This is a genomic window from Streptomyces sp. NPDC041122 (assembly GCF_055592445.1).
Genome location: NZ_JBVIYQ010000003.1, coordinates 46,059 through 71,688, shown reverse-complemented (window position 1 = coordinate 71,688; position 25,630 = coordinate 46,059). Strand labels below are relative to the sequence as shown.

The following is a 25,630-nucleotide window of genomic DNA, read 5'->3' as shown; positions in this document are numbered from 1 at the left end:
AAGTCATGTCAGAGGGACGCCGCAAGGTCGCCGCCGTGGCCCAGCACGCGCTGTGGGTCGTCTTCTTCGTCCAGATCGTCGTCGGGTTCGTCACGGACCTGCCCTACGGCTACTGGGCGAGCTGGCTGCCCGCGATCGGCGCGATCGCCCTCGGCCTCGTGAACTCCCGCGCCGCCAAGCGCCGCATCGAGCTGGCGCCCCGGACCCCCGTCGAGGTCGACCCCCCGGTCACCGGCCGCTGGTCCGCGCTCAACAGCCCCGCCGACAAGGTGCCGAGCCACGGCACGCACACCCTCGGGCAGAGCTACGCCATCGACATCACGGCCGAGCCCGCGGAGGGGCCCGCCCGGCCCGCCCCCGTCTGGTTCTGGCCCGTCGCCCGGCGCGGTGCGGCGTACCCGGCCTTCGGGGCGCCGCTGTACGCGGTCGCCGACGCCACGGTCGTGCACGCCGAGGACCGCCAGCGCGACCATCTCAGCCGCAGCTCCCTCGCCGGGGTGCTGTACTTCTCGCTGGTCGAGAGCATCGGGCGGACCGTCGGCGGGTCCCGTCGCATCGTCGGCAACCACATCGTGCTCGACCTCGGCGGCGGGACGCACGCCGTGTACGCCCACGTCCGGCAGGGCTCGCTCGCGGTGCGGGCGGGGGAGCGGGTCGTCGCCGGCCAGCAGATCGGCCGCTGCGGCAACTCCGGCAACTCCACCGAACCGCACCTGCACTTCCAGCTGATGGACGGGCCCGACCTGGACACCGCGCGGGGGGTGCCGTTCCGCTGGCGCGGGGTCGGGGTGCCCGCGGGCGGCGAGGTGTTCACCGTCGCCGGGGAAGCCGCAGCGCGAGGGCGGTCCCGAGCAGCATGACCCCGGCGCCGCACAGGAACACGGTGTCGGTCGCGTCGACGTAGGCGCGGACGGCGGCGGCGTGGGCGCTCCCGGTCAGGCCGGGCAGCGCGCCGATGTCGCCGCCGGGTCCGTTCGCCGCGTACAGGCGGAGCAGGACGGTGCCGAACAGGGCGGTGCCGATCGCGTTGCCGAGGGTCTGGAAGAAGCGGATGCCCGTCGTCGCGACGCCCAGCTGGTGGGGCGGCGCGGAGTCCTGGGCGAGCTGGATGAGCTGTCCGATCAGCTGGCCGAACCCGGCCCCGGCCAGCAGGAGTTCGGCGCGGATCAGCCAGAGCGAGGTGTCCGGGCCCACGGTCGCGAGGAGCGCGAAGGCCACGGCGGCGGTCGCCGTGCCGCTGACGGTGAACGTCCGCGCGGACCAGCCGCGCGCGGCGAGCCGGCCCGAGAGGAGGCCGACGGCGGTCATGCCGGCGGCCATCGGCAGCAGATAGAGCCCGGCCGACGAGCTGGAGACGCCCCGAGCGAGCTGCAGATAGACCAGCACGTAATAGATCACGCACATCATGGCGGCGCCGGTCAGGCCCTGGATGGCGAAGCCGCGGCGCAGCTGCGGGATGCGGAACAGCGAGAGCGGCAGCACCGGTTCGGCGGCCCTGGCCTGCCGCCACAGGAACAGCGCGAGGGTGGCCGCGGTCGCGCCGAGCAGGCCCACGACGACGGGCGAGGACCAGGCGTACTCCTTGCCGCCCCAGTCGGTGACCAGGAGCAGCGCCACGGAGAAGGCGGCGGCGAGCGCGGCGCCCGGGTAGTCGACGGCGCGGCGCGCGGCGGGGCGGCGCGGCAGCCGCAGGACGACGGCGGAGGCGGCGAGGACCGCGATGCCGACGGGCAGGTTGACGTAGAAGATCCAGCGCCAGTTCGCGTGGTCGGCGAGGAGGCCGCCGAGCCACGGGCCGAGCGCCATGCCGCCGCCCGCGACGACGCCGCCGAAGCCGCCGCTCTTCGTGGACTTGCCGTCGGGGCCCTTGAGCTGGGCGAGCACCACCATCGTGACGCTCATCAGGCCGCCGCCCCCGACGCCCTGCGCGGCGCGGGCCGCGATGAGCTGGGGCATCGACTGGGCGGTGCCGCAGAGCGCGGAACCGATCAGGAAGACGGTGACGGCGGCGACGAAGATCCGTTCGGCGCCGAGTACGTCGCAGAGCTTGCCGTAGAGCGGGAGCATCGCGGCGCCGGCGAGGGCGTAGGCGCTGACCAGCCAGGGGATCGAGTCGACGCCGTGGACGGGGTCGAGGTCGCGGACGATCGGCACGGTCGCGGCGGAGACGATCTGCAGGTCGAGGACGGCGAGCACGATCGTGGCGAGGCAGACGACGAGGGCGACCTTGCGCCGCCCCTCGGTCAGGAGCGGGGCGGCGGGCGCGTCGGGCGCGGCGGCGGGGGTCACGGTCATGGCGCCACCCTGCCCATAAAAATGTACCGAGTCAATATTTAAGCTCGGACAAAACTTCATCCTGGTACAGTACGGCCATGGCTGAGGAAACCCTGGGGCTGCGCGAGCGCAAGAAGCGGCAGACCGCGATGCGGATCTGGCGGACCGCGCTCGACCTCTTCCTGGAGCGGGGATACGACAAGGTCTCCGTCGCGGAGATCGCCGCCGCCGCCGAGGTCTCGAAGATGACCGTCTTCAACTACTTCGGCACCAAGGAGGACGTGCTCCTCGGCCCCATGGAGGACCACGTCGGGGACCCCGCCGACGCCGTGCGCCACCGTGCGCCCGGCGAGTCCGCGGTCGCGGCGGTCCGCCGCCAGTTCCTGGCCAAGATCGCCGAACGCGACCCCTCCATCGGACTCTCCGGCGACCCGCGCCTGCTCCAGCTGCGCCAGCTCATCAGCGACACCCCGGCATTGGCCCGCCGCGCGATGATCTTCCAGATGCGCAGCACCGGTCTCCTCGCCGACGCGCTCGCCGAGGAGACCGGCGACCGGCTGATGGCGGGCATCGCCGCCCACCAGCTCACCGCGGCACGGGACGCGGTCATCCTGGAGAACCACCGCAGGCTCGTCGCGGGCGACAGCGTCGACGCCATGGCCGAGGACTGCGCGGCGCTGGCGGCCCGCGCCTTCGACCTGGTCGAAAAGGGACTTCAGGGATACCCCGGCAACGCTTAGGGTCGGCCCCATGCCACCGGCCAAAAAGCGCACGCGCGCGTACGACTCCACCAAGATCCGCACCGCCGTGCTCGCCCAGTTCGGCGCCGTACGGGAAGCGGTCGCCGGCCTCACGCCCGAGCAGCTCGCCCGGCCGACCCGGCTCGGCGACTGGACGGTCCGCGAACTGGCCGCGCACCTCGCGATGGTGCTCGGCACCGTCCACCGCTACCTCGCCCTGCCGGAGCCGGCCCGGCACGAAGTCCCGCTCATGGACTGGCCGTTCGCCACGGTCACCGCGGCCGGACAGGTCGACCGGGACACCCGGGAGACCGCCGAGGCCGCCGGCGCCGACCTCGACGCGCTCTTCACCCGCACCCTCGCCGGCATCGAGGAGTCGCTGCCCGGGGCGCCCGACGCGCGCCTGGTGCCGTCCCGCTTCGGCGCCATGACCCTGGCCGACTTCATGGTCACCCGCACGGTCGAACTCATCGTGCACACCGACGACTTGAACGACGCGGTGCCGGGCCTCGACGTCCCGTACGACCCCCGCGCCCTGGCCGCCTGCGCCCGGCTGCTCGCGGACGCCCTCGCCGTGAAGGCGCCCGGCGCCTCGACCGAGGTGCGCGTCCCGCCCTACGCGGTCGTGCAGTGCGTCGAGGGCCCCCGGCACACCCGCGGCACCCCGCCCAACGTCGTCGAGACCGATCCGCTCACCTGGATCCGCCTCGCGACCGGGCGTACGGACTGGGCGACGGCGCGCGAGACGGCGAAGGTGAGCGCGAGCGGGGAACGGGCGGACCTCTCGGGGCTGCTGCCGATCATGGGCTGACCCATGTCCTTCCGGCGAGCCCGAGGGAACCGGATCCCCCACGTGTCCCGTCACATCGTCATGCACACGCAACGTCTGACCCTCACCCTGACCGCGCTGGCCTCCGCCGGACTGCTGCTCACCGCATGCGGCACCGAGTCCGGGGCCGGCTCCGACGGCGACTCCGGCGGCCGTTCCGTGCAGAGCGAGCCGGACCTCACCGGCGTGCGCTGGCACGTCGACAGCCTGACCCTCGGCGGCAAGGAACAGGACGCCCCGGCCGGCGCCTACCTCAAGATCGGCAAGGACGGGAAGGCCGGCGGCAGCTACGGCTGCAACGCGTTCGGCTCCGACGTGTCCGTCAAGGGCGACACCCTCCACTTCGGCACGCCCCGGACGACGAAGCGGGCCTGCATGGACGACGGCCGCATGAACTTCGAGAAGGACCTCGTACGCGCCCTCGGCGAGGGCACGTTCACCGCGAAGGTCGACGACGGCAGGATGACGCTCACCACCCCCGAGGGAGACCGCGTGAACTTCACCGCACGGCCCGAGGAGCCCGACGCCCCGCTCACCGGCACCCGGTGGCAGGTGAGCGCCGTCGACGACGGCGGCACGGCCGCCGCCCTGCCGAAGGAGATGGACGGCAAGGTCCATCTGACCTTCGGCGAGGACGGCAAGGTGCGCGGCAGCCTCGGCTGCAACACCGTCACCGCCAAGGCCGAGGTCGAGAACGGCCGCATCACCTTCGGACCGCCGACGACCACCCGCAAGATGTGCCCCGGCGAGCCGATGAAGACCGAGCGCAGGCTGCTGAAGCTCTTCGACGGCAAGGCGCGGTACGAGGTGAAGCAGGACACCCTGCGGCTGACCGCCGCCGACGGCACGGTGATCAGCGCGAATGCGGCCACCAAGGACGCGAAGAAGTAGCCGCGGGAGGGGGCGCCCCGCCCGCGCCCCGTCTCATCCCTCCGGACCCGTCTCACCCCTTCGGATAGGGCAACAGCTCCCCCTCCGTCCGCTCCCACGCCGTCCTCAGCTCGGCGAGGAGCGCCGGCTCGCCCGCGGCCCGGTCGGCCTGTTCGCGCCGGTCGGCCGTGAGGTCGAACAGCTGGTCCTGGCCGCCCTTGCCGCGGTAGTACTTCCACTTCCCGCGCCGCAGCGCCCGCTCCCCGCGCACCCGCCAGAAGAGCTGACGCTCGGCGAGCTCCTCGCCCCGCAGCAGATACGGGGCGAGGCTCGTGCCGTCCAGCGGGTGCGCGGGATCCGGCCGGGCCCCGGCGATCTCCAGGAGGGTCGCCGTCCAGTCGGGCGTGTAGACCGGTTCGTGGCTGACCTGCCCGCCGTCGATCCGCGCCGGCCACCGCACGAGGGTCGGCACCCGGATGCCGCCCTCCTTCAGCGACCCCTTGTTGCCGGACAGCGGCCAGTTGTACGAGAACCGCTCGCCGCCGTTGTCCGAGGCGAAGAAGACCAGGGTGTCCCGCTCCTGACCGGACCGCTTCAGCGCGCCCAGCACCTGCCCGACCGAGCGGTCCAGGTCCTCGACCATCTCCGTGTACTTCGCCACCGAGCCGCCGTCCTGGTGCCACAGCGCGCCCTCCTGCCCGGCCTTGATCCTGCGGACGATCTCGGCGCTCTCCTCCGTGTCGCCGTCCGCGATCCACGGCCAGTGCGGGGTGGTGAAGTTGAGGTTGAGCAGCCACGGCCGGTCGTGCGCGCGCCGGATGTAGTCACCGGCGCGCTCGGTGAGGATCCGCGTGTAGTACCGCAGGTCTTTGTACTCGGCGTCGCCCTCCCTGACCGCGCCCTGGAAGAGGTCGTACTCCCCGCCGAGCCCCAGCTTCGAGTAGTACTCCAGGGCCCCGCCGAAGTTGCCGAAGAACTCGTCCCAGCCGGACTTCGTGGGGGAGTGGTCGGGCAGGTAACCGCAGTGCCACTTGCCGATCAGGGCGGTCGCGTACCCGGCGTCGCGCAGCAGCGAGGCGAGCGTGGGGTGGTCCGGGTCGAGCCCCACGGAGCGGTCGGCGATCGGCTCGGCGAGCCCGCCCTCCGTCCGCCCGGGGAAGCGGCCGGTGTACAGGCTGAAGCGGGTGGGCGAGCAGGTCGACGAGCCGGCGTAGGCGTCCGTGAACCGCACGCCCTGCCGGGCGAGCCGGTCCAGGTTCGGGGTCCTGATGTGCGGCGCCCCGTACGAGGAGAGGTCGGCCCAGCCGAGGTCGTCGCCGAGGATGAAGAGGATGTTGGGGCGCTTGGCCCGCCGGGGCGCGGCGGCCCGGAACGGCCGCTCCTCCTCGGCGGCGCGCGCCTCGGCGGCGGGCAGCCCGACGGCGGCGGCGGTCGCCGACGCTCCGACGACGCCGCCGAAGGCGCGCCGGGACAGCTGGGATCCGTACGAAGACACAGTGCGCTCCTGAACGGGGCGCGGCGGCACGGCAGGCGGCGGCCCGCACCCGGGGAAAGACGGAAAGACGGAAAGTCGGAAAGGGGGAAAACAGGGGAGAAGGGCGGAAGAGAGGGGAGAAAAGGGGGCGTTCAGGCAGCGCGGCGACAGATGGCGCTCGCGACACGGACCAGGTCGACGTGGCGGCGCTCCACGAGCGGGACCGCGAGGTCACCGGGGGGCGGCTGCATGGGCCAGGAGCCTGGCGGGGCACCGCACCGGGTGTCAACGGAGGGGCCCGCCTGTTCACGAGGGCTTAGCACTCGGGCGTCCGACCGGCGGTTCGTCACCGTCCGTGCAAGGGCCGTATCCCCAATTCGGACCAGTGGTCGATCTCGCCTACACTCGAAGACGTGCCACGTGGTGACGGTCGACTCAATCACGATCTGCTCCCCGGCGAGAAAGGCCCCCAGGACGCTTGTGGCGTCTTCGGTGTCTGGGCTCCGGGCGAAGAGGTCGCAAAGCTCACGTACTTCGGGCTCTACGCCCTCCAGCATCGGGGCCAGGAATCCGCGGGAATCGCGGTCAGCAACGGCTCCCAGATCCTCGTCTTCAAGGACATGGGCCTCGTGTCCCAGGTCTTCGACGAAACCTCTCTCGGCTCGCTCCAGGGTCACATCGCGGTCGGTCACGCCCGCTACTCGACCACCGGAGCCTCCGTCTGGGAGAACGCCCAGCCGACGTTCCGTGCCACCGCGCACGGCTCCATCGCGCTCGGGCACAACGGCAACCTCGTCAACACGGCCCAGCTCGCCGAGCTGGTCGCCGAACTCCCCAAGGAGAACGGCCGCGCGACCCAGGTCGCCGCGACCAACGACACCGACCTGGTGACGGCTCTCCTCGCGGGCCAGGTGGACGACGACGGCAAGCCGCTGACCATCGAAGACGCCGCCATGAAGATCCTCCCGCAGGTTCAGGGCGCCTTCTCCCTCGTCTTCATGGACGAGCACACGCTGTACGCGGGCCGCGACCCGCAGGGCATCCGCCCGCTGGTCCTCGGCCGCCTGGAGCGCGGCTGGGTCGTGGCGTCGGAGTCCGCGGCGCTCGACATCTGCGGCGCCAGCTTCGTCCGCGAGATCGAGCCCGGCGAGTTCGTCGCGATCGACGAGAACGGACTGCGAACCTCCCGATTCGCGGAAGCGAAGCCCAAGGGCTGTGTCTTCGAGTACGTCTACCTGGCGCGCCCCGACACCGACATCGCCGGCCGGAACGTCTACCTCTCGCGCGTCGAGATGGGCCGGAAACTCGCCGAGGAAGCTCCCGTCGAGGCCGACCTCGTCATAGCGACCCCGGAATCCGGCACCCCCGCCGCGATCGGGTACGCGGAGGCGTCCGGCATTCCGTTCGGCGCGGGCCTGGTCAAGAACGCCTATGTGGGCCGGACCTTCATCCAGCCCTCGCAGACGATCCGCCAGCTCGGCATCCGCCTCAAGCTCAACCCGCTCAAGGAAGTCATCAAGGGCAAGCGCCTGGTGGTCGTCGACGACTCGATCGTCCGCGGCAACACCCAGCGCGCCCTGGTCAAGATGCTCCGCGAGGCCGGCGCCGCCGAGATCCACATCCGGATCTCGTCCCCGCCCGTGAAGTGGCCGTGCTTCTTCGGCATCGACTTCGCGACCCGCGCCGAGCTCATCGCCAACGGCATGACCATCGAGGAGATCGGCACCTCCATGGGCGCCGACTCCCTCTCGTACATCTCCATCGACGGCATGATCGAGGCCACGACCATCGACAAGCCGAACCTCTGCCGCGCCTGCTTCGACGGCGAGTACCCGATGGAGCTGCCCGACCCCGAGCTGCTCGGCAAGCAGCTCCTGGAGACCGAGCTGGCCGCAGGCCCGGCGTCCACGGCTGCGGCCGACGCGATCCGTCGCCCGTAAGCCCCACGTAGTCACGACACGAAAGCTCTCACTCACCATGCCCGAGACCACTGGTGCCAGCTACGCAGCCGCCGGCGTAGACATCGAGGCCGGCGACCGTGCCGTCGAGCTCATGAAGGAATGGGTCAAGAAGACCCAGCGCCCGGAGGTCGCGGGCCTCGGCGGCCTCGGCGGTTTCGCCGGGCTCTTCGACGCCTCGGCCCTCAAGCGCTTCGAGCGCCCGCTGCTCGCCTCCGCGACCGACGGGGTCGGCACGAAGGTCGACATCGCCCGGCAGCTGGGCGTGTACGACACCATCGGCCACGACCTCGTCGCCATGGTCATGGACGACATCGTCGTCTGCGGCGCCGAGCCGCTCTTCATGACCGACTACATCTGCGTCGGCAAGGTCCACCCCGAGCGGGTCGCCGCCATCGTCAAGGGCATCGCCGAGGGCTGCGTCCTCGCCGGCTGCTCCCTCGTCGGCGGCGAGACCGCGGAGCACCCGGGCCTGCTCGGTCCGGACGACTTCGACGTCGCGGGCGCCGGCACGGGCGCGGTCGAGGCCGACCGCCTCCTCGGCCCCGATCGCATCCGTAAGGGTGACGCGGTGATCGCCATGGCGTCCTCCGGTCTTCACTCGAACGGGTACTCGCTCGTCCGGCATGTGGTCTTCGACCGCGCCGGCTGGTCCCTGGACCGCCGCGTCGAGGAGTTCGGTCGCACGCTCGGCGAGGAGCTCCTGGAGCCCACCAAGATCTACTCCCTGGACTGCCTGGCGCTCACCCGCACCACGGACGTCCACGCCTTCAGCCACATCACCGGCGGCGGCCTCGCGGCCAACCTCGCCCGGGTCATCCCGGACGGGCTGCACGCGATCGTGGACCGCGGGACCTGGGCGCCCGGCGCGGTCTTCGACGTGGTCGGCAAGGCCGGTCAGGTCGAGCGCCTGGAGCTGGAGAAGACGCTGAACATGGGCGTCGGCATGATGGCGATCGTCCCCGAGGAGTCGGCGGACGCGGCGCTCACCACCCTCGCGGACCGCGGCGTCGACGCCTGGGTCGCGGGCGAGATCACCGACCGCGGCGACCACGAGAGCGGCGCCGCCCTGATCGGTGACTACGCGAAGTAGGCCGGTGGGGCGGCCGGTGACGGCAGCCCCGAGGCAGCACAAAACCCGGTCCGGTGTGGTGACCACCCCGGACCGGGTGAAGTGCGGTTGTCACGAGAAGTGCGAAGACTCCGTGGACAACGAATGCTGCGTTTGCAACGAGGTCAAGCGCCGCGGCGCTGCGACGACGGACCGGACTCGTCGTCCTCGTCCTCGTCGTCGTTATACAGATCCGCGTACTGGGCGTACGGGTCGTCTTCCTCGTCGTCGTCCTCGAACGGCTCGCCATTCGGCGGCTGTTGCGAAGTCGAAGCGCCCAGCTCATTGGCCAGACGCGACAGGTCAGTCCCGCCGCTGCTGTACTTCAGCTGGCGGGCGACCTTCGTCTGCTTGGCCTTTGCCCGGCCGCGCCCCATGGCTCGACCCCCTCGGATACGGGGCTCGACGGCCCCAGAGTCTTGACACGCGTTCATGATCTGGAACGGACTCTCCTCGGAGAGACCGGTCCGTAGGGCTTCCACGGTACCTGCTCCTGCGGCCATACGGTACGTCGCCCGCAGGACGCGCCTCGGCGCACAACCCGCGAGGAGCCCCGTCCTCGCTGGTCAACTGCGATTTTAACCTCTTCTTGTCGGGCGACCCGCCGACGGGGGTGAGTCTTGTCTCCCCGGGGCGCCGGCGGGGGCCCCGAACGGCGTCCCGGGGAGACCGGAATGTCAGGTTCCGGCTCTTTTCAGCGCGCGTCCGCCATCCGCTGCTCGGCGATCCTGTCGGCCGCCGCGGCCGGCGGAATGCCGTCTTCCTTTGCGCGAGCGAATATGGCCAGGGTGGTGTCGAAGATCTTCGACGCCTTGGCCTTGCAGCGGTCGAAGTCGAAGCCGTGCAGCTCGTCGGCGACCTGGATCACGCCGCCCGCGTTCACCACGTAGTCCGGCGCGTAGAGGATCGACCGGTCGGCCAGGTCCTTCTCCACGCCCGGGTGCGCGAGCTGGTTGTTGGCCGCGCCGCACACCACCTTCGCGGTGAGCACCGGCACCGAGTCGTCGTCGAGCGCGCCACCGAGCGCGCAGGGCGCGTAGATGTCGAGGCCCTCGGTGCGGATCAGCGCGTCGGTGTCGGCGACCGCCGTCACCGACGGGTGCTGGTGGACGATGTGGGCCACCGACTCCTCGCGCACATCGGTGATCACGACCTCGGCGCCGTCCGCCAGGAGGTGCTCGACGAGGTGGTGGCCGACCTTGCCGACGCCGGCGACGCCGACCTTGCGGCCGCGCAGCGTCGGGTCGCCCCACAGGTGCTGGGCGCTGGCCCGCATGCCCTGGAAGACGCCGTAGGCGGTGAGCACGGAGGAGTCGCCCGCGCCCCCGTTCTCGGGCGAGCGCCCGGTGGTCCAGCGGCACTCGCGCGCCACCACGTCCATGTCGGCGACATAGGTGCCGACGTCGCAGGCCGTCACGTACCGGCCGCCGAGCGAGGCGACGCACCGGCCGAAGGCGAGCAGCAGCTCCTCGCTCTTGATCCGGAACGGGTCCCCGATGATCACGGCCTTGCCGCCGCCGTGGTCGAGGCCGGCCATGGCGTTCTTGTACGACATCCCGCGCGAGAGGTTCAGGACGTCGGCGACGGCCTCTTCCTCGGTGGCGTACGGATAGAAGCGGGTGCCGCCGAGGGCGGGGCCCAGGGCGGTGCTGTGGATGGCGATGACGGCCTTGAGGCCGCTGGCACGGTCCTGGCAGAGCACTACTTGCTCGTGGCCTCCCTGCTCCGAGTGGAACAGGGTGTGCAGGACGCCGTTGTCTGCTTCGGTCACTGTGGTGACTCCCGGTCGAATGGCGGCGGATGGCCGGGCTCCCGTACGGGTGGCGGGGGCCCGTTGGGCATGAGACTAAGGGCTGTCGGGCGTGACGTGGCGAAAGTCCGGTCATGGCAACCTGTGCAGTGTTTTCCAGCCGGTACGTGGGGGAGAGAGCAGCCGTGCCCAAGGTGTCATCGGTGACCGTTCCGTACGCGGCCTACCTGCGTGTGTACGAGCCGCTGGCCGCCTTCCCCGAGCCGGAGCGCGGCCACTGGGCGCGCTACGCCCGCCGCCCAGAGCTGCCCACCTGCCAGGACGAACTCCGCCGTTCGCTCGCCGACTTGCTGCCCACGCCACCGGTGCCGGTGCCGGTGCACGAGAGCGGCGAGGCCTTCGTGGCCGAGGTCGACGGGGTGCTGTGCGTCTGTCCGTGGCGGACCCGGCTGCGCGGCTGGCAGGCCATGGGGGAGCTGGCCGGGCAGCTGCCCGGGCCGGTCCTGGACGCCGTGCTCCCCCCGGTGCTGCGCCGGCAGACGGCCGCGGACTACGAGCAGTGGCTCGCCCGCAACCCCGACGCGCGCCCCTGGATCCGTACCTCGACGTGGCAGGTGCCGCTGCACTGGTTCGTCCTCGTCGACGACGAGGAGCGGACGTACGAGGAGGGGGAGAAGGACGGGGCGGACGGAGCGGACGGGGTGGACGGTTCGCGCGGCACCCCGCGGCTGCTGCGCTACCGCACTCCGATGGTGCAGGCCCGGCGCCGGGTCGCCCGGGGCCTGAAGGCGCTGCGGGAGGCGCTGGACGAGGGGCCGCTCATCGACGGGCTCGTGGACGTCGGCCGGTGGCTGGAGGAGTTCCACCCGCGCTCCCTGGTCGAGCTCGACTACGGCGGGCTCGTGCACGCGGTCTCCGCCCAGGAGCTGGAGGAGGACCACTCGGCGGCGGACGTGGCCGAGGGGATCGAGGCGCTGCGCGACGGTGACGGCGCGGCGGCCGGCGAGGCGTATGCGAGGCTCGTGGAGCGGTGGCGGGCGGTCCGGGACCTGCAGTTCGCGAACTGAGCGCCGCGGCCCGCGCCGGCCTCGGGACGTAGGTCCCGATCCGGGCTTTTGTCCCAAGCGTGACGGACCGCACTTTAGGGGCCCTTGCGCCCATCACCCCTCCTCGTGCCAAAATAGGACAAGGAGTCCGGGGAGGGCTCCTTCCGCCCAAGTACGGGCGGAATGCTCAGCATTGCACTCTATGGGGGGTCTGTTGACTCCTGATCGCTCTGTGACTGATCGTCACTGTGGCGTGACTGTCCGCTATGGCATGGTCCATCGGCTTCCGTCGGTGATGAACACCTGGGAGGGCAATTCCATCGGTTTGGCCGACGCGGCTGGACGGATGGTGTAGTTGTAGTGCCGAGGACAAGCCGTTCGTCCTATAACCGACTCGACTCGCGTCCGCCATTTCGGGCAACGCGGGTCAAGGTGCAGAATTTAGAGGAATGAACCGAGAAGGTTCGGTTCTCCCGAGGAGGCCGCTCATGACCGCTCGCACCCCTGATGCCGAGCCGCTGCTGACCCCGGCTGAGGTCGCCACGATGTTCCGCGTCGACCCCAAGACGGTCACGCGCTGGGCGAAGGCTGGCAAGCTCACGTCGATCCGCACGCTCGGCGGACACCGCCGTTACCGCGAGGCTGAGGTCCGCGCACTGCTCGCGGGTATTCCGCAGCAGCGCAGCGAGGCCTGAAGTACCGCGTAAGCAGCAGTAACTCGCACAACCCGGGCGAAGAGCACCACTACTGCCAGGTCCCCCAACCTGGCCGTACGTCCGACATATGGCTGTACGCGACGCGGATCCTGCCCCAACGGGAGCCACGCCCGAGACACATGGGTGAGTCGTTCGATCGCGCTGGACTCCGCCGGGTCCAGCGCGATCTTTTTTGTGCGCCGAGGACGCGCTGGTGAGCGGGTCCTCGTGCGCCCTTGTCGGACTCCGGGGGGTCCTCGGAGGGGGGTGGGGGCGCAGTCCGGGGGGTGGTGCAATTGCACATATTAAATTGGCCTGTTGTAGGGAGGGTGTAAGTTCCGGGGTTCCCAAAACTTGTTCGGTGACACCCGTCACACGTCGTGGTGCTTGTTGCGCACGACACCCCTGCGCTAGAGGGGTCGTGGCCGTGGATGAAGGCCCTCGGCTCTCAGCCTGCCACCGCGGGGGCGGGCCGCGCGTCGGCTTTGGTCATGGGTTGGGGGGACTTTCGTCCTCGCCCGGTGCGCCGCCGGCGGCGCCCTCCGTGACGAAGGCGCCCCCGGGGGCCTCCCGTTCGCCCTGGGCGGGCTGAGAGGGCTCCAGGGCGAGCCTGAGCAGTCGATGGCAGATCGGACAGTGCCGGGTCACGTGGCGGTAGCTGGTGGCCGCGGCGAGGTGCGCGCGCAGCAGGGCACGTGTCTCGTGCCGCGCGGACGGCGAGGGAGCCGGAGAAGCGGACATGCGTCACCTCCAGGGGAGCCTTCCCGCCGGCTCCCTGTTCCGGGGTACCGGTGGAATGTGACGCAGTCAAGCTTGCGGGCACGGCATCGCGCCGCGACCGGGGGCGGCGCGCGGGCGCCCGAACGCGAAGAAGGGCCGCAACCCGGGGGGTTGCGGCCCTTGCTCGTTACTGCGGTCCTGACGGGATTTGCTGTGTCTGATGGCGGCTCCGCCGCGGGCGCGGCCTCCGCCGGGCACGAAGAAGGGCCGCACCCCGGGAGGTGCGGCCCTTCTTCTCATGCGGTCCTGACGGGATTTGAACCCGCGGCCTCCACCTTGACAGGGTGGCGAGCACTCCAAACTGCTCCACAGGACCTTGCTCGCTGCGCTTGTTGGTGCGTTGCGCTGCGAGACAGGACTCTACAGCAGTGCAGGCCCGGCGGTCGAACTCACGCTGCGCTGCCGGGCGATCACGGTGCGGCCGCGTCGATCGCCTTCACGATGCGCTTGTCGGAGACCGGGTACGCCGTGCCGAGCGCGTGCGCGAAGTAGCTGACCCGGAGCTCCTCGATCATCCAGCGGATGTCCAGGACCTCCTGCGGGACGGGCCGGCCCCGCGGCATCTGTTCGAGCAGCCACAGGTACTCGTCGCGCATCTCGCGGACCTTCTCCATGCGCGCGGTGTCCCGCTGGACGTTCGTCGGCGTCTGCTGCAGGCGCCGGTCCGCCGCCACCATGTACCGCATCAGGTCGGCGAGCCGCCGCAGGCCCGTCTCCGTCACGAAGCCCGGCTTGACCAGCGAGTTCAGCTGCTCCCGCACGTCCGCGAGGTTGGCGAGCAGCGCCGGGCTCCTCGCCGACTTCAGGCGGCGCTCGCACGCCTGCCAGGCGGCGAGGACCTGCTGCACCTGCCCGACCGCCCGCACCGTGGTGTCGACGATCTCCGCGCGCACCTTGTCGAAGAGCTTGCGGTACGACTCCTCGTCCCAGACGGGGCCGCCGAAGTCCGCGATCAGCTGGTCCGCCGCGGCCATCGCGCAGTCGTCGAAGAGGGCCTGCATGGAGCCGTGCGGGTTCGCCGACAGGGCGAGCTTCTGCTGGTTGCTGAGCTTGTCCGAGGCGAACTTGGCCGGATTCACCGGGATGTTGCGCAGGATGAGGCGACGGGTGCCGCGCCACATCGCCTGCTGCTGCTCCGCCTCGGTGTCGAAGAGCCGTACGGAGACCGTGTCGCCGTCGTCCACGAGCGCGGGGTACGCCTTCACGGGCTGGCCGGCCCGGCGGGTCTCGAAGACGCGCGAGAGCGTGCCGATCGTCCAGTCGTCAAGGCCGGACCGCTCGACCGCCGCGCCGCCCGACCGCTCCGCCGTCGCGGCGGCGGCCTGCGAGAGCGCCTGGCGGGCCTTCGGCTTCAGCCGCAGCTTCAGCGCCTCCAGGTCCTTGTCCTCGGCGAGCTTCTTGCGTCGCTCGTCGATGATCCGGAACGTGATCTTCAAATGGTCCGGTACGCGGGTCAGGTCGAAGTCGTCCGGCGAGACCGGAACCCCGACCATCCGCTGCAGCTCGCGCGCCAGCGTCACATGCAGCGGCTCCTGAAGGGGCACGGCCCGCTCCAGGAACGCCTTCGCGAAGTTCGGCGCCGGCACGTAGTTGCGGCGGACCGGCTTCGGCAGGGAGCGGATCAGCTCGACGACCACGTCCTCGCGCAGCCCCGGGATCTGCCAGTCGAAGCCCTCGTCGGTGACCTGGTTCAGGACCTGGAGCGGGATGTGGACCGTCACGCCGTCCGCGTCCGCGCCCGGCTCGAACTGGTACGTCACCCGGAACGTGAGCTGCCCCTGGCGCCACGCGTCGGGATAGTCCGCCTTGGAGACGCCCTGCGCCTTCTCGTTGATGAGCATCGACCGCTCGAAGTCGAGCAGTTCGGGCTCTTCACGCTGCCGCTTCTTCCACCAGGAGTCGAAGTGGGCGCCCGAGACGACGTCCGCGGGGACCCGCTGGTCGTAGAAGTCGAAGAGGGTCTCGTCGTCGACGAGGATGTCGCGGCGCCGCGCCCGGTGCTCCAGCTCCTCGACCTCGGTGAGGAGCTTGCGGTTGGCGGCGAAGAACTTGTGGTGCGTGCGCCAGTCGCCCTCGACCAGGGCGTTGCGGATGAACAGGTCGCGGGAGACCTCGGGGTCGATGCGGCCGTAGTTCACCTTGCGGTCGGTGACGATCGGCACGCCGTACAGCGTGACCTTCTCGACCGCCATCACCGCCGCCTGGTCCTTCTCCCAGTGCGGCTCGCTGTACGTGCGCTTCAGCAGATGCTGGGCGAGCGGCTCGACCCACTCGGGCTCGATGCGCGCGTTGACCCGCGCCCACAGGCGGGAGGTCTCCACCAGCTCGGCCGACATGATGAAGCGCGGCGGCTTCTTGAAGAGCGCCGAGCCGGGGAAGACCGCGAACTTCGCGCCCCGCGCGCCGATGTATTCGTTCCGCCCGCCGCGCTGCCGCGGGTCCTTGTCCTTGCTCTCCTTCGACTCCTTCACGTCCTTCATCCCGATGTGGGAGAGCAGGCCGGACAGGAGGGAGATGTGGACGTGCTGCTCGGGGGCGTCGTCCTCGTTGAGGTGGATGCCCATCTGCTTGGCGACCGTGCGCAGCTGCGTGTAGATGTCCTGCCACTCGCGGATGCGCAGGAAGTTCAGGTACTCCGCCTTGCACATCCGGCGGAAGGACGACGAGCCGCGCTCCTTCTGCTGCTCCCGCACGTACCGCCACAGGTTGAGGAAGGCGAGGAAGTCGCTCGTCTCGTCCTTGAAGCGGGCGTGCTGCTGGTCGGCCTGCGCCTGCTTCTCCGCCGGGCGCTCGCGCGGGTCCTGGATGGAGAGCGCGGCCGCGATCACCATGACCTCGCGCACACAGCCGTTCTTGTCGGCCTCCAGGACCATCCGGGCAAGGCGGGGGTCCACGGGCAGCTGGCTGAGCTTGCGGCCCTGCTGGGTGAGCCGCTTCTTCGGGTCCTTCTGGGCGGGGTCCAACGCGCCCAGTTCCTGGAGGAGTTGGACGCCGTCGCGGATGTTGCGATGGTCCGGCGGGTCGATGAAGGGGAACTTCTCGATGTCGCCGAGACCCGCGGCGGTCATCTGCAGGATGACGGAGGCGAGGTTCGTACGGAGGATCTCCGCGTCCGTGAACTCGGGCCGCGAGAGGAAGTCGTCCTCGCTGTAGAGGCGGATGCAGATACCGTCCGACGTACGCCCGCAGCGGCCCTTGCGCTGGTTGGCGCTGGCCTGGCTGATCGCCTCGATGGGCAGCCGCTGCACCTTCGTGCGGTGGCTGTAGCGGGAGATGCGGGCGGTGCCCGGGTCGATCACGTACTTGATGCCGGGGACCGTCAGCGAGGTCTCGGCGACGTTGGTCGCGAGCACGATGCGGCGTCCCGTGTGCTGCTGGAAGACGCGGTGCTGCTCGGCGTGCGAGAGCCGGGCGTAGAGCGGCAGGACTTCCGTGAACCTGAAGTTCTTCTTGTTCAGCGCGTCCGCCGTGTCGCGGATCTCGCGCTCCCCGGAGAGGAAGACGAGGATGTCGCCCTTGCCCTCGCCCTGCAGCTCCTCGACGGCGTCCGTGATCGCGGTGATCTGGTCGCGGTCGGAGTCGTCGCCGTCCTCTTCGAGGAGCGGACGGTAACGGACCTCGACGGGGAACGTGCGCCCGCTGACCTCGACGATCGGGGCGTCCCCGAAGTGCCGCGAGAACCGCTCGGGGTCGATGGTCGCGGAGGTGATCACGACCTTCAGGTCCGGCCGCTTCGGCAGCAGCTGGGCGAGGTAGCCGAGCAGGAAGTCGATGTTGAGGGACCGCTCGTGGGCCTCGTCGATGATGATCGTGTCGTACGCGCGCAGCTCGCGGTCGGTCTGGATCTCGGCCAGCAGGATGCCGTCCGTCATCAGCTTCACGTAGGTGTCCGCGCCGACCTGGTCGGTGAAGCGGACCTTCCAGCCGACGGCCTCGCCCAGCGGGGTGTCCAGCTCCTCGGCGACGCGCTCGGCGACCGTGCGGGCCGCGATGCGGCGGGGCTGGGTGTGCCCGATCATGCCGCGCACGCCCCGGCCGAGCTCCATGCAGATCTTGGGGATCTGCGTGGTCTTGCCCGAGCCGGTCTCGCCCGCGACGATCACGACCTGGTGGTCGCGTATCGCCTCGGCGATGTCGTCCTTCTTCTGGCTGACCGGCAGCTGCTCCGGATACGTGATCACGGGCAGCCGCGAGCCGCGCTCGGCCATCCGCGCCCCGGCTTTCTCCACGTCCGCCGCGATCTCGGCGAGGACGGCGGCGCGGGCCTCGGGCTTGCGGATCCGGCGGGCGCCCTCCAGCCGCCGGCCGATCCGGTGCTCGTCGCGCAGCGAGAGCTCGGACAGACGGGAGGCGAGGGCGTCGAGGGTGAGGGCGGGCTGCGTAGACATACGGGTTCCAGGATCTCACCCGCGGCTCGAGGCTGGCGAACCGATTTCTCTGCCGGGGCGCCCCGGCACGTACGATTTCGCGCATGCTGTCCCGTGCGCGTGCTTCGTGGCCCCCTCTGCTGGGGGTGCTGCTCGTCGTGCTCGTGCTCGGGGTGTTCTGCGGAGGCCGAGGGTCCGCTTCGTCGCCGGCTTCGTCGGCGGCCACCTCCACGACAGCCTCCACGACTGTGTCCACGGCTGCGTCCACGGCTCCCGTGGTGACCGGAGCGACGCCGGCGACGGCCTCGGCAGCGGCGACCGGGGCGCCCCGCCCCGGCTGCGGCAAGGGCAGCCCGCAGGACGCGGACCACGTGCCGGGGACACCGGCGCGGACCGGTGCGGCGCAGGAGCTGCTGCCCGCGCTGTACGACGCGCACGCCGCGACCGGCGCGTGCGGCGTCGTCCGGACCGTCCCGTCGATGGCGCCCGGCCGCGCGCCGCCCGCCCTCGACCCGCCCTCCCCGATCGATCTCTCGGTCCTGCGCGTGTAGGAGGCCCCTGACCTCAGGGGCCCCTTCATCGACGTACAACAGGACAAGAGAGATCGCTCTGATGCCCAAGAACGACACCAAGAGCAACAAGAGCAGGAACGTCGCCATCGGCGCGGGCGTCGCCGTGGCCGCGCTGCTGCTCGGCGTCGCCTCGTACACGGCGACCAAGCCGGAGGACTCCGGCGACCGCACCGTGAAGGAGGAGGCCGCCGGCGCCTCCCCCGAGGCCGGCTCGCGGGAAGGCGTCCACCCCGAGCTGGAGGCGCTCGCGCGGCGCGACGCGAAGGACCCGCTCGCGCGCGGCCGCGCGGACGCGCCCGTCGTGATGATCGAGTACGCCGACTTCAAGTGCGGCTTCTGCGGGAAGTTCGCCCGCGACACCGAGCCGGGCCTCGTGAAGAAGTACGTGGCCGACGGCACCCTGCGCATCGAATGGCGCAACTTCCCGATCTTCGGCAAGGACTCCGAGCGGGCCGCGCGCGGCGCGTGGGCGGCGGGGCGCCAGGGCCGCTTCTGGCAGTTCCACGAGGCGGCGTACGCCGAAGACTCCAAGGAGAAGGGGTTCGGCGACGACCGTCTGAAGGAGCTCGCGAAGGAGGCCGGGGTCAAGGACGTCGGCCGGTTCGTCGCGGACGCGGGGAGCGACGCGGCGGGGGACGCGGTGCGCAAGGACCAGGAGGAGGCCTACGGGCTCGGCGCCGCGTCGACGCCCTCTTTCCTGGTCAACGGCCGGCCGATCTCGGGCGCGCAGCCGGACCAGGTCTTCCGCCAGGCCATCGAGACGGCGGCGCTCGACGCGAAGCCCTCGGGGAGGGACGAGAAACAGCGTCAGGGCGCTGAGGGCGCTGAGGGCGCTGAGGGCGCTCAGGACGACCAGGACGGCAAGGACGGCAAGGACGGTCAGGATCGACAGGGCGGTCGGGGCGGTCAGGGCATGGGTGGTGCGGAGTGACCGCCGATGTCGGGTACTTCGCCGCGTTCCTGGGCGGTCTGCTCGCCCTCGTCAGCCCGTGCAGCGCCCTGCTCCTGCCGGCCTTCTTCGCCTACTCGATCGACTCCGCCTCGCGTCTCGTCGCACGGACCGGCATCTTCTACGCCGGGCTCGCGACCACGCTGGTGCCGCTCGGCGCCGCCGGGTCCTACGCCGGGCGGTTCTTCTTCGGCCACCGCGACCAGCTGGTGCTCGTCGCCGGGTGGCTGATCATCGGGCTCGGGGTGCTGCAGATCCTCGGCATGGGGTTCGCCTCGCGGAAGATGGCGGAGCTCTCGGGCCGGATCCGTCCGACGACGGCCTTCTCGGTCTACGCGCTGGGGGCGGTGTACGGGCTCGCCGGGTTCTGCGCCGGCCCGATCCTCGGCAGCGTCCTGACGGTGGCGGCGGTGAGCGGCAGCCCGGTCTACGGCGGGCTGTTGCTCGCCGTGTACGCGCTGGGCATGGCCGTGCCGCTCTTCCTGCTCGCGCTGCTCTGGGAGCGGTTCGACCTGGGGCGGCGCGGGTGGCTGCGGGGGCGGACGTTCCGGCTCGGCCGGTCGGGGTGGCCCGGCCGGGTCGAGCTGCACACGACGTCGTTGCTGTCCGGGCTGTTCTTCGTCGGGCTCGGGGTGCTGTTCCTGGCCTACGACGGGACGACGGCGCTGCCGGGACTGCTGGACGTGGACGACTCGTTCGCCGTGGAGCAGTGGGCCGGGGGCGTGGGCCGCGCGGTGCCGGACTCGGTGCTCCTGGTCGGTGTCGTGGTGCTGGTGGGGGTGGCGCTGGCGGCGCGGGGGTGGCGGCGGAGGAGGTCGGAGTCCGTTTCGTCAGCTGGTGAGTGATCTGGCCGGGTAGTGGGTGTACTGAGTGCTTAGTGGGCGTACTGGGTGCTTAGTGGGCGTACTGGGTAGGTCGGATACTTTTACGTGGTTTAGCGTATTCGTATGCCTGATGAGGAGATGGAGCGAGGGCCGGAGCGGGAACGGGAGCAGGAGCAGGAGCAGGAACGGGAGCGGGAGCCGTCTGGGGCGGATGTGCGTGGAGCGCATCCCGCGCACGGGGCGCACGGGCGGGTGCCCACCCGGAGCGAGCGGTGGGACGCGTTCAAGCAGTCGCCGTTCCTGCCCGCGACCGTGCTGGTGTTCATCCTGGCGGCCGCGGCGGGGCTCTTCGCGGGCTCGTACACGTACTCCATGGCGAAGCCGACCCCCCATCACATCCCCACCGCGGTGGTGAACTCCTCGGACTCGGCGCGCGGCAAGGCGTTCCTGGAGGGCATGGAGAAGGCGCTGAACGCGTCGCTGGAGGTGCGGCGGTACGAGAGCCGGGCGGCGGCGCGCGAGGACATGGAGGAGCAGAAGGTCTTCGCGATCCTGGACGTGCCGTCGGGCAAGGCTTCCGACAGGGTGACGCTGGACGTGTCCGGGGCGTCCGGTGCCTCCGTGGCGCAGGTGCTCGCCGAGACCGCGCCGAAGGTGGGGGAGAAGGCCGGGGTCACGGTGGCGGTGAAGGACGTGAACCCGCTGCAGGAGGGGGACCCGCGCGGGCTCGCCATCTTCTACATCTCGCTGGCGGCCGTGATCATCGGCTTCGTCGGGGCGATCCAGCTGAGCGTGCACGCGCGCGGGCTGAATCCGGCGGAACGGATCGGGTTCACGGTGCTGTACGCGCTGCTCGGCGCGTTCGTCATCGCGGCGGTGGTGGACTGGTGGCTGGGGGCGCTGGACCTGCCGTTCGTGGAGTCCTGGCTGATCCTCGCGCTGACGATGTTCACGTCGGGGATGGTCTTCACGATGTTCAACACGCTGTTCGGGCGGTGGGCGATGATTCCGACGTGGGGGCTGATGGTGCTCCTCGGGAACCCGTCGTCGGGCGGCGCGGTGTCGTGGCCGCTGCTGCCGTCGGTGCTGGGCCATATCGGGCAGTGGCTGCCGCCGGGGGCGTCGGTGAACGCGCAGCACACGGCGGTGTACTTCGGCGGCCACCAGCATGCGTTCCCGTTCCTGGTGCTGGCGGGGTGGGCGCTGCTGTCCAGCACGGTGTTCTGGGTCTGGCGCCACCGGCATCCCGGGGGGCGGGTGAGTGTGCCGGCTCATGCGGGGGCGTAGGCGGCTGCGCTTGGGGTCGTCTTGAGGTGTGGGCGTGGGTGTGCTTTGGGCTGGGGTTTGCGCCTGGGGGCCGCGCCTTGGGTCCGTCTGTGGGTGCGGGGCCGCGGGGGTATGTGCGTACTCGCCATCCCTGCGCCACTGCCTCGCGGACAATGTTGCTATTGCGGGCTCGGTGCTCCGTGCGCACATACCCCCACGTCCCCTCCCGTCTCGTACGCGGGTGCCGGCCGGTGGCGCCGCCCAAGCCTCCGGCCAGTGAGCCGACCCCACACGCCATGCCCCCTCATTCCTCCGCCGCACCTGGCCGGTAAGCCCACCACCCCCGCGGACCGGGCGGAGCGAGCCCCGACCCACCCGCTCCCACTCCAACCCTGCGTCGCGGGGTGAACGGGTGGGTGGGAGACATCCGCCGCGGAGCGGCGGGACTGTTTGGGCTGGCAGCGGAGAGCCGGCGAGAGCCGGGGAGAAGCCCCTTGCCCACCCGCGAGGGGGACCTCAAGAGGGCCGTGCCGGGTAGGGGGAAAACGCAGAAGCCCCGCCGGGATCGGCGGGGCTTCTGGAAGAGGTGGCTGGGGCCGGGATCGAACCGGCGACCTATCGCTTTTCAGGCGATCGCTCGTACCAACTGAGCTACCCAGCCACGCGATCCGCGAGGAATCGCAAGCGGTCCTGACGGGATTTGAACCCGCGGCCTCCACCTTGACAGGGTGGCGAGCACTCCAAACTGCTCCACAGGACCAAGCTTTGTGCGAGCACCAGTCTCGCACAGGTGTTGCGTGCCCCCAACGGGATTCGAACCCGTGCTACCGCCTTGAAAGGGCGGCGTCCTGGGCCACTAGACGATGAGGGCTAAGAGGCCCGCCGTGTGCGCCTTGCAGCGCGTCGGGGACGTGAGAAGCATATGGGATGCGGGGAGCTATCGCCAAAACGGTTTACGGGGAGGGGGTGGAGGGTGGCGGCGAGGTGGGCGCCCCGGGGCGGTTCTCCTTGGGGAGATGGCGGCTGACCTCCGCCTTCGTGAGGCCGAGTCCGCCCAGTTCGATCTCGTCCCAGGCCTGCAGCCGCTTGCTCGTACGGTCCAGGTAGAGCACGGACGCCTCGACCGGGTCGGGGTACTTCCCCTCCACCGCGCGCAGCCCGCTGCCGCCCGTCGACCCCTCGACGCGCAGCCGCGTGCCGCCCTCCAGGACGTCCATGTCCCGGTGGTGCACGTGGCCCGCGAGGGCGAGCGGCACCTCGCCGTCCGTCTCCCGCGCCGCCGTGGGGTTGTGCGCGATCGCCACGTCGACGGGGGTCCCGGCCGCCCGCTCGGCGCGCAGCGCGGAGGCCAGCCGTATCCCCGCCATGTGTTCGACCGCGTCGCCCTCGGCCCGTACCGAGCGGTCGGGGGTGTACTGCGGGTCGCCGATCCCGGCGAAGCGCAGGCCGGCGATCGACACGGCCTTGCCGTCGTCCAGGACGTGCGCGTTCTTCAGGCGCTCCAGATAGCGCTGGGTGGTCCGCGAGTCGTGGTTGCCGCGCACCCACACATAGGGCGCGTCGAGGTCCTCGATCGGGTCGAGGAAGCCGTTCTCGGTGGCCGAGCCGTGGTCCATGGTGTCGCCCGAGTCGACGATGACGTCGATGTCGTACTGCTCGACGAGGGACGAGATGATCTTCCAGCTGGCCGGGTTGAGATGGATGTCGGAGACGTGCAGGACCCGCATCGTGGTGGGGTCCGGCCGGTAGGCGGGGAGCGTGGACGTCACGTCGTACAGCTTGGTCACGTTGGTCACGAGGCGCGCCAACTCCTGCTGGTAGACGTCGAATTCGCTGACGATGCTGCGGGCGTTGCCGACCACCGAGGGGGCGCTGCTGAGCAGGCCGGAGAACTTCGGTTCGAGGACGGACTTGGGGTTCCAGGTGGCGTACGCGACCGTGCCGGACGCCGCGAGCAGGGCGAGGGCCAGGCCGCCGGCGGCCAGGGCGCGGCGCGGGCGGCGGTAGACGGCGAGGCCGAGCGCCGTGGCGCCGGAGACGACGGCGACGCAGGAGCGCACGGCGAGGTCGAGCGTGCCGTGGCCGACGTCGTCCGCGACCTCCTCCTGAAGGCCGGAGAGGCGCTCGGGGTGGTCGACCAGGGCCTGCGCGCGCACCGGGTCGAGGCGGTCCACGTCGACGTCGAGGCGGAGCGGGGCGACGTGCGAGCGGAGTTCCAGGGCGCCCAGCGGCGAGACGTTGATCTTCGTGCCGCCGGACACGGACGGGCGCAGGGTCATGCGGGTGTCCATGGGGCCGACCGGGGCGCGGACGCTGCCGACGACGAGGAGGCCCAGCCAGGCGCCGAGGACGACGACCAGGATCAGGCCGAGGGCGCGGGCGTAGGGGTGCGGGGGGCTGGTCAGCTCGCTGGTGGGGTGGGCGCGGCGAGCGCGGTAGTGGCCTACGAGGGCGGTGCCCGCCCTGCGCACGCCCTGGGGGACGACGGTGAAGTCGCGGGCCATTGGTCCCGTATGCCCAATTGGCGCGTCAGGTATGCCGGGACGGCAGCGGCGGCGTGGCCGACAATGGGGGAGTGCTGGAGATGACGCGCGAGGAGTTCGAGGAACTGGTCGGCGAGGCGCTCGACCGGATTCCGCCGGAATTGACGCGGCTGATGGACAACGTCGCCGTCTTCGTCGAGGACGAGCCGCCCTCCGACGACCCCGAGCTGCTCGGGCTCTACGAAGGGACTCCGCTGACCGACCGCGGCGAGTGGTACGCGGGCGTGCTGCCGGACCGGATCACCGTCTACCGCGGCCCGACGCTGCGGATGTGCGGCTCGCGCGAGGAGGCCGTCGCCGAGACGGAGATCACGGTGGTGCACGAGGTGGCGCACCACTTCGGGATCGACGACGCGCGGCTGCACGCGCTCGGGTACGGCTGAGTCGGGCGGGGCGCGGCGGCCGGGTGGGGTGGCTGGGCGCGGTGGGCCGGGTGGGTCAGGTGGGTCAGGTGGGGCGGATGGGTGCGGCTGCCGGGCGCGGCGGGCCGGGGCCGAGCGGGGTCCGGGCGTACGTGCGTCCGCCCTGATGTGCGGGCCCCGCGGCGGGCCCTCGGGGGGTTGCCCTCCGTGTCCTCTTGCGGGCCGCGGGAGTTGGGCAGGGCGTCTCGATTCTCAGCGCCTCAGGAGGTGCTCGGCCGTGCGCCAGTTCTACGTTTCCGTCCGTTGGGCCGCGGTCGCGGTGGCCGTGGCGGCGACCGCGGGCTGCATGAGCGTCAGTGACGACGGAGCCACCCCGGGCCCCGGCCGGTCCGCCGGGCACCGCGGCGGTGCGGCCGCGCCCGACGGCGGTCCCGTGACGCAGGGCGGTGACGTCGAGGGCGGGGACGAGCTCGGCAAGGACGGCGCGAAGGGCGACGGCAAGGGCAAGGGGAAGGGCAAGGGCAAGCGGCGCGGGAAGGGCCACGCGGCCGGCGGGGGCGAGTCGGAGCAGGGCGGCGCCAGGCCCGCGGAGTCGTCCGGCACGTCGGCCTCCGCGAAGCCGCCGAAGCCGGGCGGGCCGGGGCGGCCCACGCCCACCCGGCCGCGGCCGACGCCGACCCGGACGACCCCGGCGCCCGATCCGCCGAAGCCCACCCCGACCCCGACGCCGGACCCGACCACCCCCGAGCCGTCCTCCTCGGCGCACGAGGGGTCCGGGCAGAACGCCCAGCTGCAGCGGCGGAACGCCGAGATCGTGGGGCGGGAGCCGTCGCCCGAGGCCGGGCCGAGGTAGTTCCGGATGGGCATGGGCGGTCCGTGCGGTCCCGGGGGCGGTCCCAGGCCGTCCCGGGCGGTCCCTGGCGGGCCCAGGTCGTCCCCGGCGGTCCCCGGCGGTCCCAGGTCGTCTCTGGCGGTCCCGGCGGGAGGGCGGTTCGAGGCACGGTGAGGTGGCCGCGGACACGGGGGTGGCCGGCCCCGGAAAGGGGGCGGTTTGCCATCCGGGGTGGGGGGTGCGTATGGTGGTAGATCGTTTGATCCCATTTGCCCGGCGCCGACACAGAAGAGCGCCGCGTGGCGCGTACTCTCCCTTGCCGTGGCTGACCGCATAGAGGCGGTCCATTGCGAAATCACGGAGTTGACGGGCGCGTGCCGAGACTCCG

At 71.3% G+C, this 25,630-nt stretch carries 22 protein-coding genes and 4 tRNA genes; 14 read left to right on the top strand and 12 right to left on the bottom strand.

All coding sequences use genetic code 11. The features are described from left to right. Positions 1–5 precede the first annotated feature (5 nt). On the top strand, positions 6–860 hold the full coding sequence (locus tag ACZ6B8_RS12565; RefSeq protein ID WP_471607237.1) for a M23 family metallopeptidase: 855 nt from the start codon (positions 6–8) through the stop codon (positions 858–860). Here ACZ6B8_RS12565 and ACZ6B8_RS12560 read toward each other — a convergent pair. Then, on the bottom strand, positions 811–2,295 hold the full coding sequence (locus ACZ6B8_RS12560; RefSeq protein WP_471607236.1) for an MFS transporter: 1,485 nt from the start codon (positions 2,293–2,295) through the stop codon (positions 811–813). The genes ACZ6B8_RS12565 and ACZ6B8_RS12560 overlap by 50 nt on opposite strands. Before the next feature lie 77 nt (positions 2,296–2,372). Here ACZ6B8_RS12560 and ACZ6B8_RS12555 point away from each other — a divergent pair, with 77 nt between their 5' ends. The 3 genes from ACZ6B8_RS12555 to ACZ6B8_RS12545 are packed head-to-tail and all read left to right on the top strand — an operon-like array spanning position 2,373 to position 4,734. Beyond that, positions 2,373–3,014 (top strand): TetR/AcrR family transcriptional regulator, encoded by a 642-nt coding sequence (locus ACZ6B8_RS12555; RefSeq protein ID WP_471089919.1) that lies wholly within the window; start codon positions 2,373–2,375, stop codon positions 3,012–3,014. Positions 3,015–3,024: 10 nt separating this feature from the next. Further along, entirely contained in the window at positions 3,025–3,825 is an 801-nt protein-coding gene (locus ACZ6B8_RS12550; protein ID WP_471607235.1) for a maleylpyruvate isomerase family mycothiol-dependent enzyme, read from the top strand. 60 nt (positions 3,826–3,885) lie between these two features. Beyond that, entirely contained in the window at positions 3,886–4,734 is an 849-nt protein-coding gene (locus ACZ6B8_RS12545) for an META domain-containing protein (RefSeq protein WP_471607234.1), read from the top strand. A gap of 52 nt (positions 4,735–4,786) precedes the next feature. Here the strand turns inward: ACZ6B8_RS12545 and ACZ6B8_RS12540 are convergent, their stop codons facing one another. Next, positions 4,787–6,208, bottom strand: a complete 1,422-nt coding sequence (locus ACZ6B8_RS12540; protein ID WP_471607233.1) for a sulfatase-like hydrolase/transferase — start codon at positions 6,206–6,208, stop codon at positions 4,787–4,789. A gap of 131 nt (positions 6,209–6,339) precedes the next feature. Continuing rightward, positions 6,340–6,438 (bottom strand): putative leader peptide, encoded by a 99-nt coding sequence (locus tag ACZ6B8_RS12535; protein ID WP_355814676.1) that lies wholly within the window; start codon positions 6,436–6,438, stop codon positions 6,340–6,342. Between the two features lie 162 nt (positions 6,439–6,600). Between ACZ6B8_RS12535 and purF the strand changes: the two genes are divergently transcribed. Next, complete coding sequence (purF, locus tag ACZ6B8_RS12530) at positions 6,601–8,127, top strand: amidophosphoribosyltransferase (RefSeq protein ID WP_471089906.1); 1,527 nt, start codon at positions 6,601–6,603, stop codon at positions 8,125–8,127. A gap of 37 nt (positions 8,128–8,164) precedes the next feature. Continuing rightward, positions 8,165–9,238: a phosphoribosylformylglycinamidine cyclo-ligase gene (gene purM / locus ACZ6B8_RS12525; protein ID WP_471089903.1), complete on the top strand. Its 1,074-nt coding sequence runs from the start codon at positions 8,165–8,167 to the stop codon at positions 9,236–9,238. A gap of 143 nt (positions 9,239–9,381) precedes the next feature. On the opposite strand, the gene ACZ6B8_RS12520 is transcribed toward purM, so the two are convergent. Then, positions 9,382–9,633 carry a DUF3073 domain-containing protein gene (locus tag ACZ6B8_RS12520; RefSeq protein ID WP_361172967.1) on the bottom strand — a complete coding sequence of 84 codons (252 nt, stop codon included), beginning with the start codon at positions 9,631–9,633 and terminating at the stop codon, positions 9,382–9,384. A gap of 317 nt (positions 9,634–9,950) precedes the next feature. Further along, complete coding sequence (locus ACZ6B8_RS12515) at positions 9,951–11,027, bottom strand: Leu/Phe/Val dehydrogenase (RefSeq protein WP_471089899.1); 1,077 nt, start codon at positions 11,025–11,027, stop codon at positions 9,951–9,953. Positions 11,028–11,191: 164 nt separating this feature from the next. Between ACZ6B8_RS12515 and ACZ6B8_RS12510 the strand changes: the two genes are divergently transcribed. Beyond that, complete coding sequence (locus ACZ6B8_RS12510) at positions 11,192–12,073, top strand: DUF8083 family protein (protein WP_471607232.1); 882 nt, start codon at positions 11,192–11,194, stop codon at positions 12,071–12,073. 467 nt (positions 12,074–12,540) lie between these two features. Continuing rightward, positions 12,541–12,747, top strand: a complete 207-nt coding sequence (gene bldC / locus ACZ6B8_RS12505; protein WP_003949541.1) for a developmental transcriptional regulator BldC — start codon at positions 12,541–12,543, stop codon at positions 12,745–12,747. A gap of 489 nt (positions 12,748–13,236) precedes the next feature. Here the strand turns inward: bldC and ACZ6B8_RS12500 are convergent, their stop codons facing one another. The 3 genes from ACZ6B8_RS12500 to hrpA form a co-directional block, all read right to left on the bottom strand. Further along, the gene (locus ACZ6B8_RS12500; protein WP_471089893.1) at positions 13,237–13,488 is read right to left on the bottom strand and encodes a DUF6274 family protein; all 252 of its coding nucleotides are present in this window, start codon (positions 13,486–13,488) and stop codon (positions 13,237–13,239) included. A gap of 280 nt (positions 13,489–13,768) precedes the next feature. Next, a tRNA-Asp gene (locus ACZ6B8_RS12495) sits at positions 13,769–13,843 on the bottom strand. 94 nt (positions 13,844–13,937) lie between these two features. Then, positions 13,938–17,915 carry an ATP-dependent RNA helicase HrpA gene (gene hrpA / locus ACZ6B8_RS12490; RefSeq protein WP_471607231.1) on the bottom strand — a complete coding sequence of 1,326 codons (3,978 nt, stop codon included), beginning with the start codon at positions 17,913–17,915 and terminating at the stop codon, positions 13,938–13,940. Between the two features lie 227 nt (positions 17,916–18,142). Between hrpA and ACZ6B8_RS12485 the strand changes: the two genes are divergently transcribed. The 4 genes from ACZ6B8_RS12485 (at position 18,143) to ACZ6B8_RS12470 (ending at position 21,526) form a co-directional block, all read left to right on the top strand. Further along, a complete protein-coding gene (locus ACZ6B8_RS12485) occupies positions 18,143–18,445 on the top strand; it encodes a hypothetical protein (protein WP_471607230.1) in 303 nt (100 codons plus the stop codon). Positions 18,446–18,506: 61 nt separating this feature from the next. After that, positions 18,507–19,397 (top strand): DsbA family protein, encoded by an 891-nt coding sequence (locus ACZ6B8_RS12480; RefSeq protein ID WP_471607229.1) that lies wholly within the window; start codon positions 18,507–18,509, stop codon positions 19,395–19,397. Beyond that, positions 19,394–20,260: a cytochrome c biogenesis CcdA family protein gene (locus tag ACZ6B8_RS12475; RefSeq protein ID WP_471607228.1), complete on the top strand. Its 867-nt coding sequence runs from the start codon at positions 19,394–19,396 to the stop codon at positions 20,258–20,260. The genes ACZ6B8_RS12480 and ACZ6B8_RS12475 overlap by 4 nt, the downstream gene beginning before the upstream one ends. A gap of 102 nt (positions 20,261–20,362) precedes the next feature. Further along, positions 20,363–21,526: an ABC transporter permease gene (locus ACZ6B8_RS12470; RefSeq protein WP_471607227.1), complete on the top strand. Its 1,164-nt coding sequence runs from the start codon at positions 20,363–20,365 to the stop codon at positions 21,524–21,526. A gap of 566 nt (positions 21,527–22,092) precedes the next feature. Here ACZ6B8_RS12470 and ACZ6B8_RS12465 read toward each other — a convergent pair. From ACZ6B8_RS12465 to ACZ6B8_RS12450, 4 genes are all read right to left on the bottom strand, one after another. Further along, positions 22,093–22,166: transfer RNA gene (locus ACZ6B8_RS12465), tRNA-Phe, on the bottom strand. A 24-nt stretch (positions 22,167–22,190) separates the two neighbouring features. Further along, positions 22,191–22,265, bottom strand: a tRNA-Asp gene (locus ACZ6B8_RS12460). 38 nt (positions 22,266–22,303) lie between these two features. Further along, a tRNA-Glu gene (locus tag ACZ6B8_RS12455) sits at positions 22,304–22,376 on the bottom strand. An 82-nt stretch (positions 22,377–22,458) separates the two neighbouring features. After that, positions 22,459–24,009, bottom strand: a complete 1,551-nt coding sequence (locus ACZ6B8_RS12450; protein ID WP_471607226.1) for a metallophosphoesterase family protein — start codon at positions 24,007–24,009, stop codon at positions 22,459–22,461. A 71-nt stretch (positions 24,010–24,080) separates the two neighbouring features. Between ACZ6B8_RS12450 and ACZ6B8_RS12445 the strand changes: the two genes are divergently transcribed. Continuing rightward, positions 24,081–24,431 (top strand): metallopeptidase family protein, encoded by a 351-nt coding sequence (locus tag ACZ6B8_RS12445; RefSeq protein ID WP_355814710.1) that lies wholly within the window; start codon positions 24,081–24,083, stop codon positions 24,429–24,431. Positions 24,432–24,687: 256 nt separating this feature from the next. Beyond that, complete coding sequence (locus ACZ6B8_RS12440; protein WP_471607225.1) at positions 24,688–25,263, top strand: hypothetical protein; 576 nt, start codon at positions 24,688–24,690, stop codon at positions 25,261–25,263. Positions 25,264–25,630 lie beyond the last annotated feature (367 nt).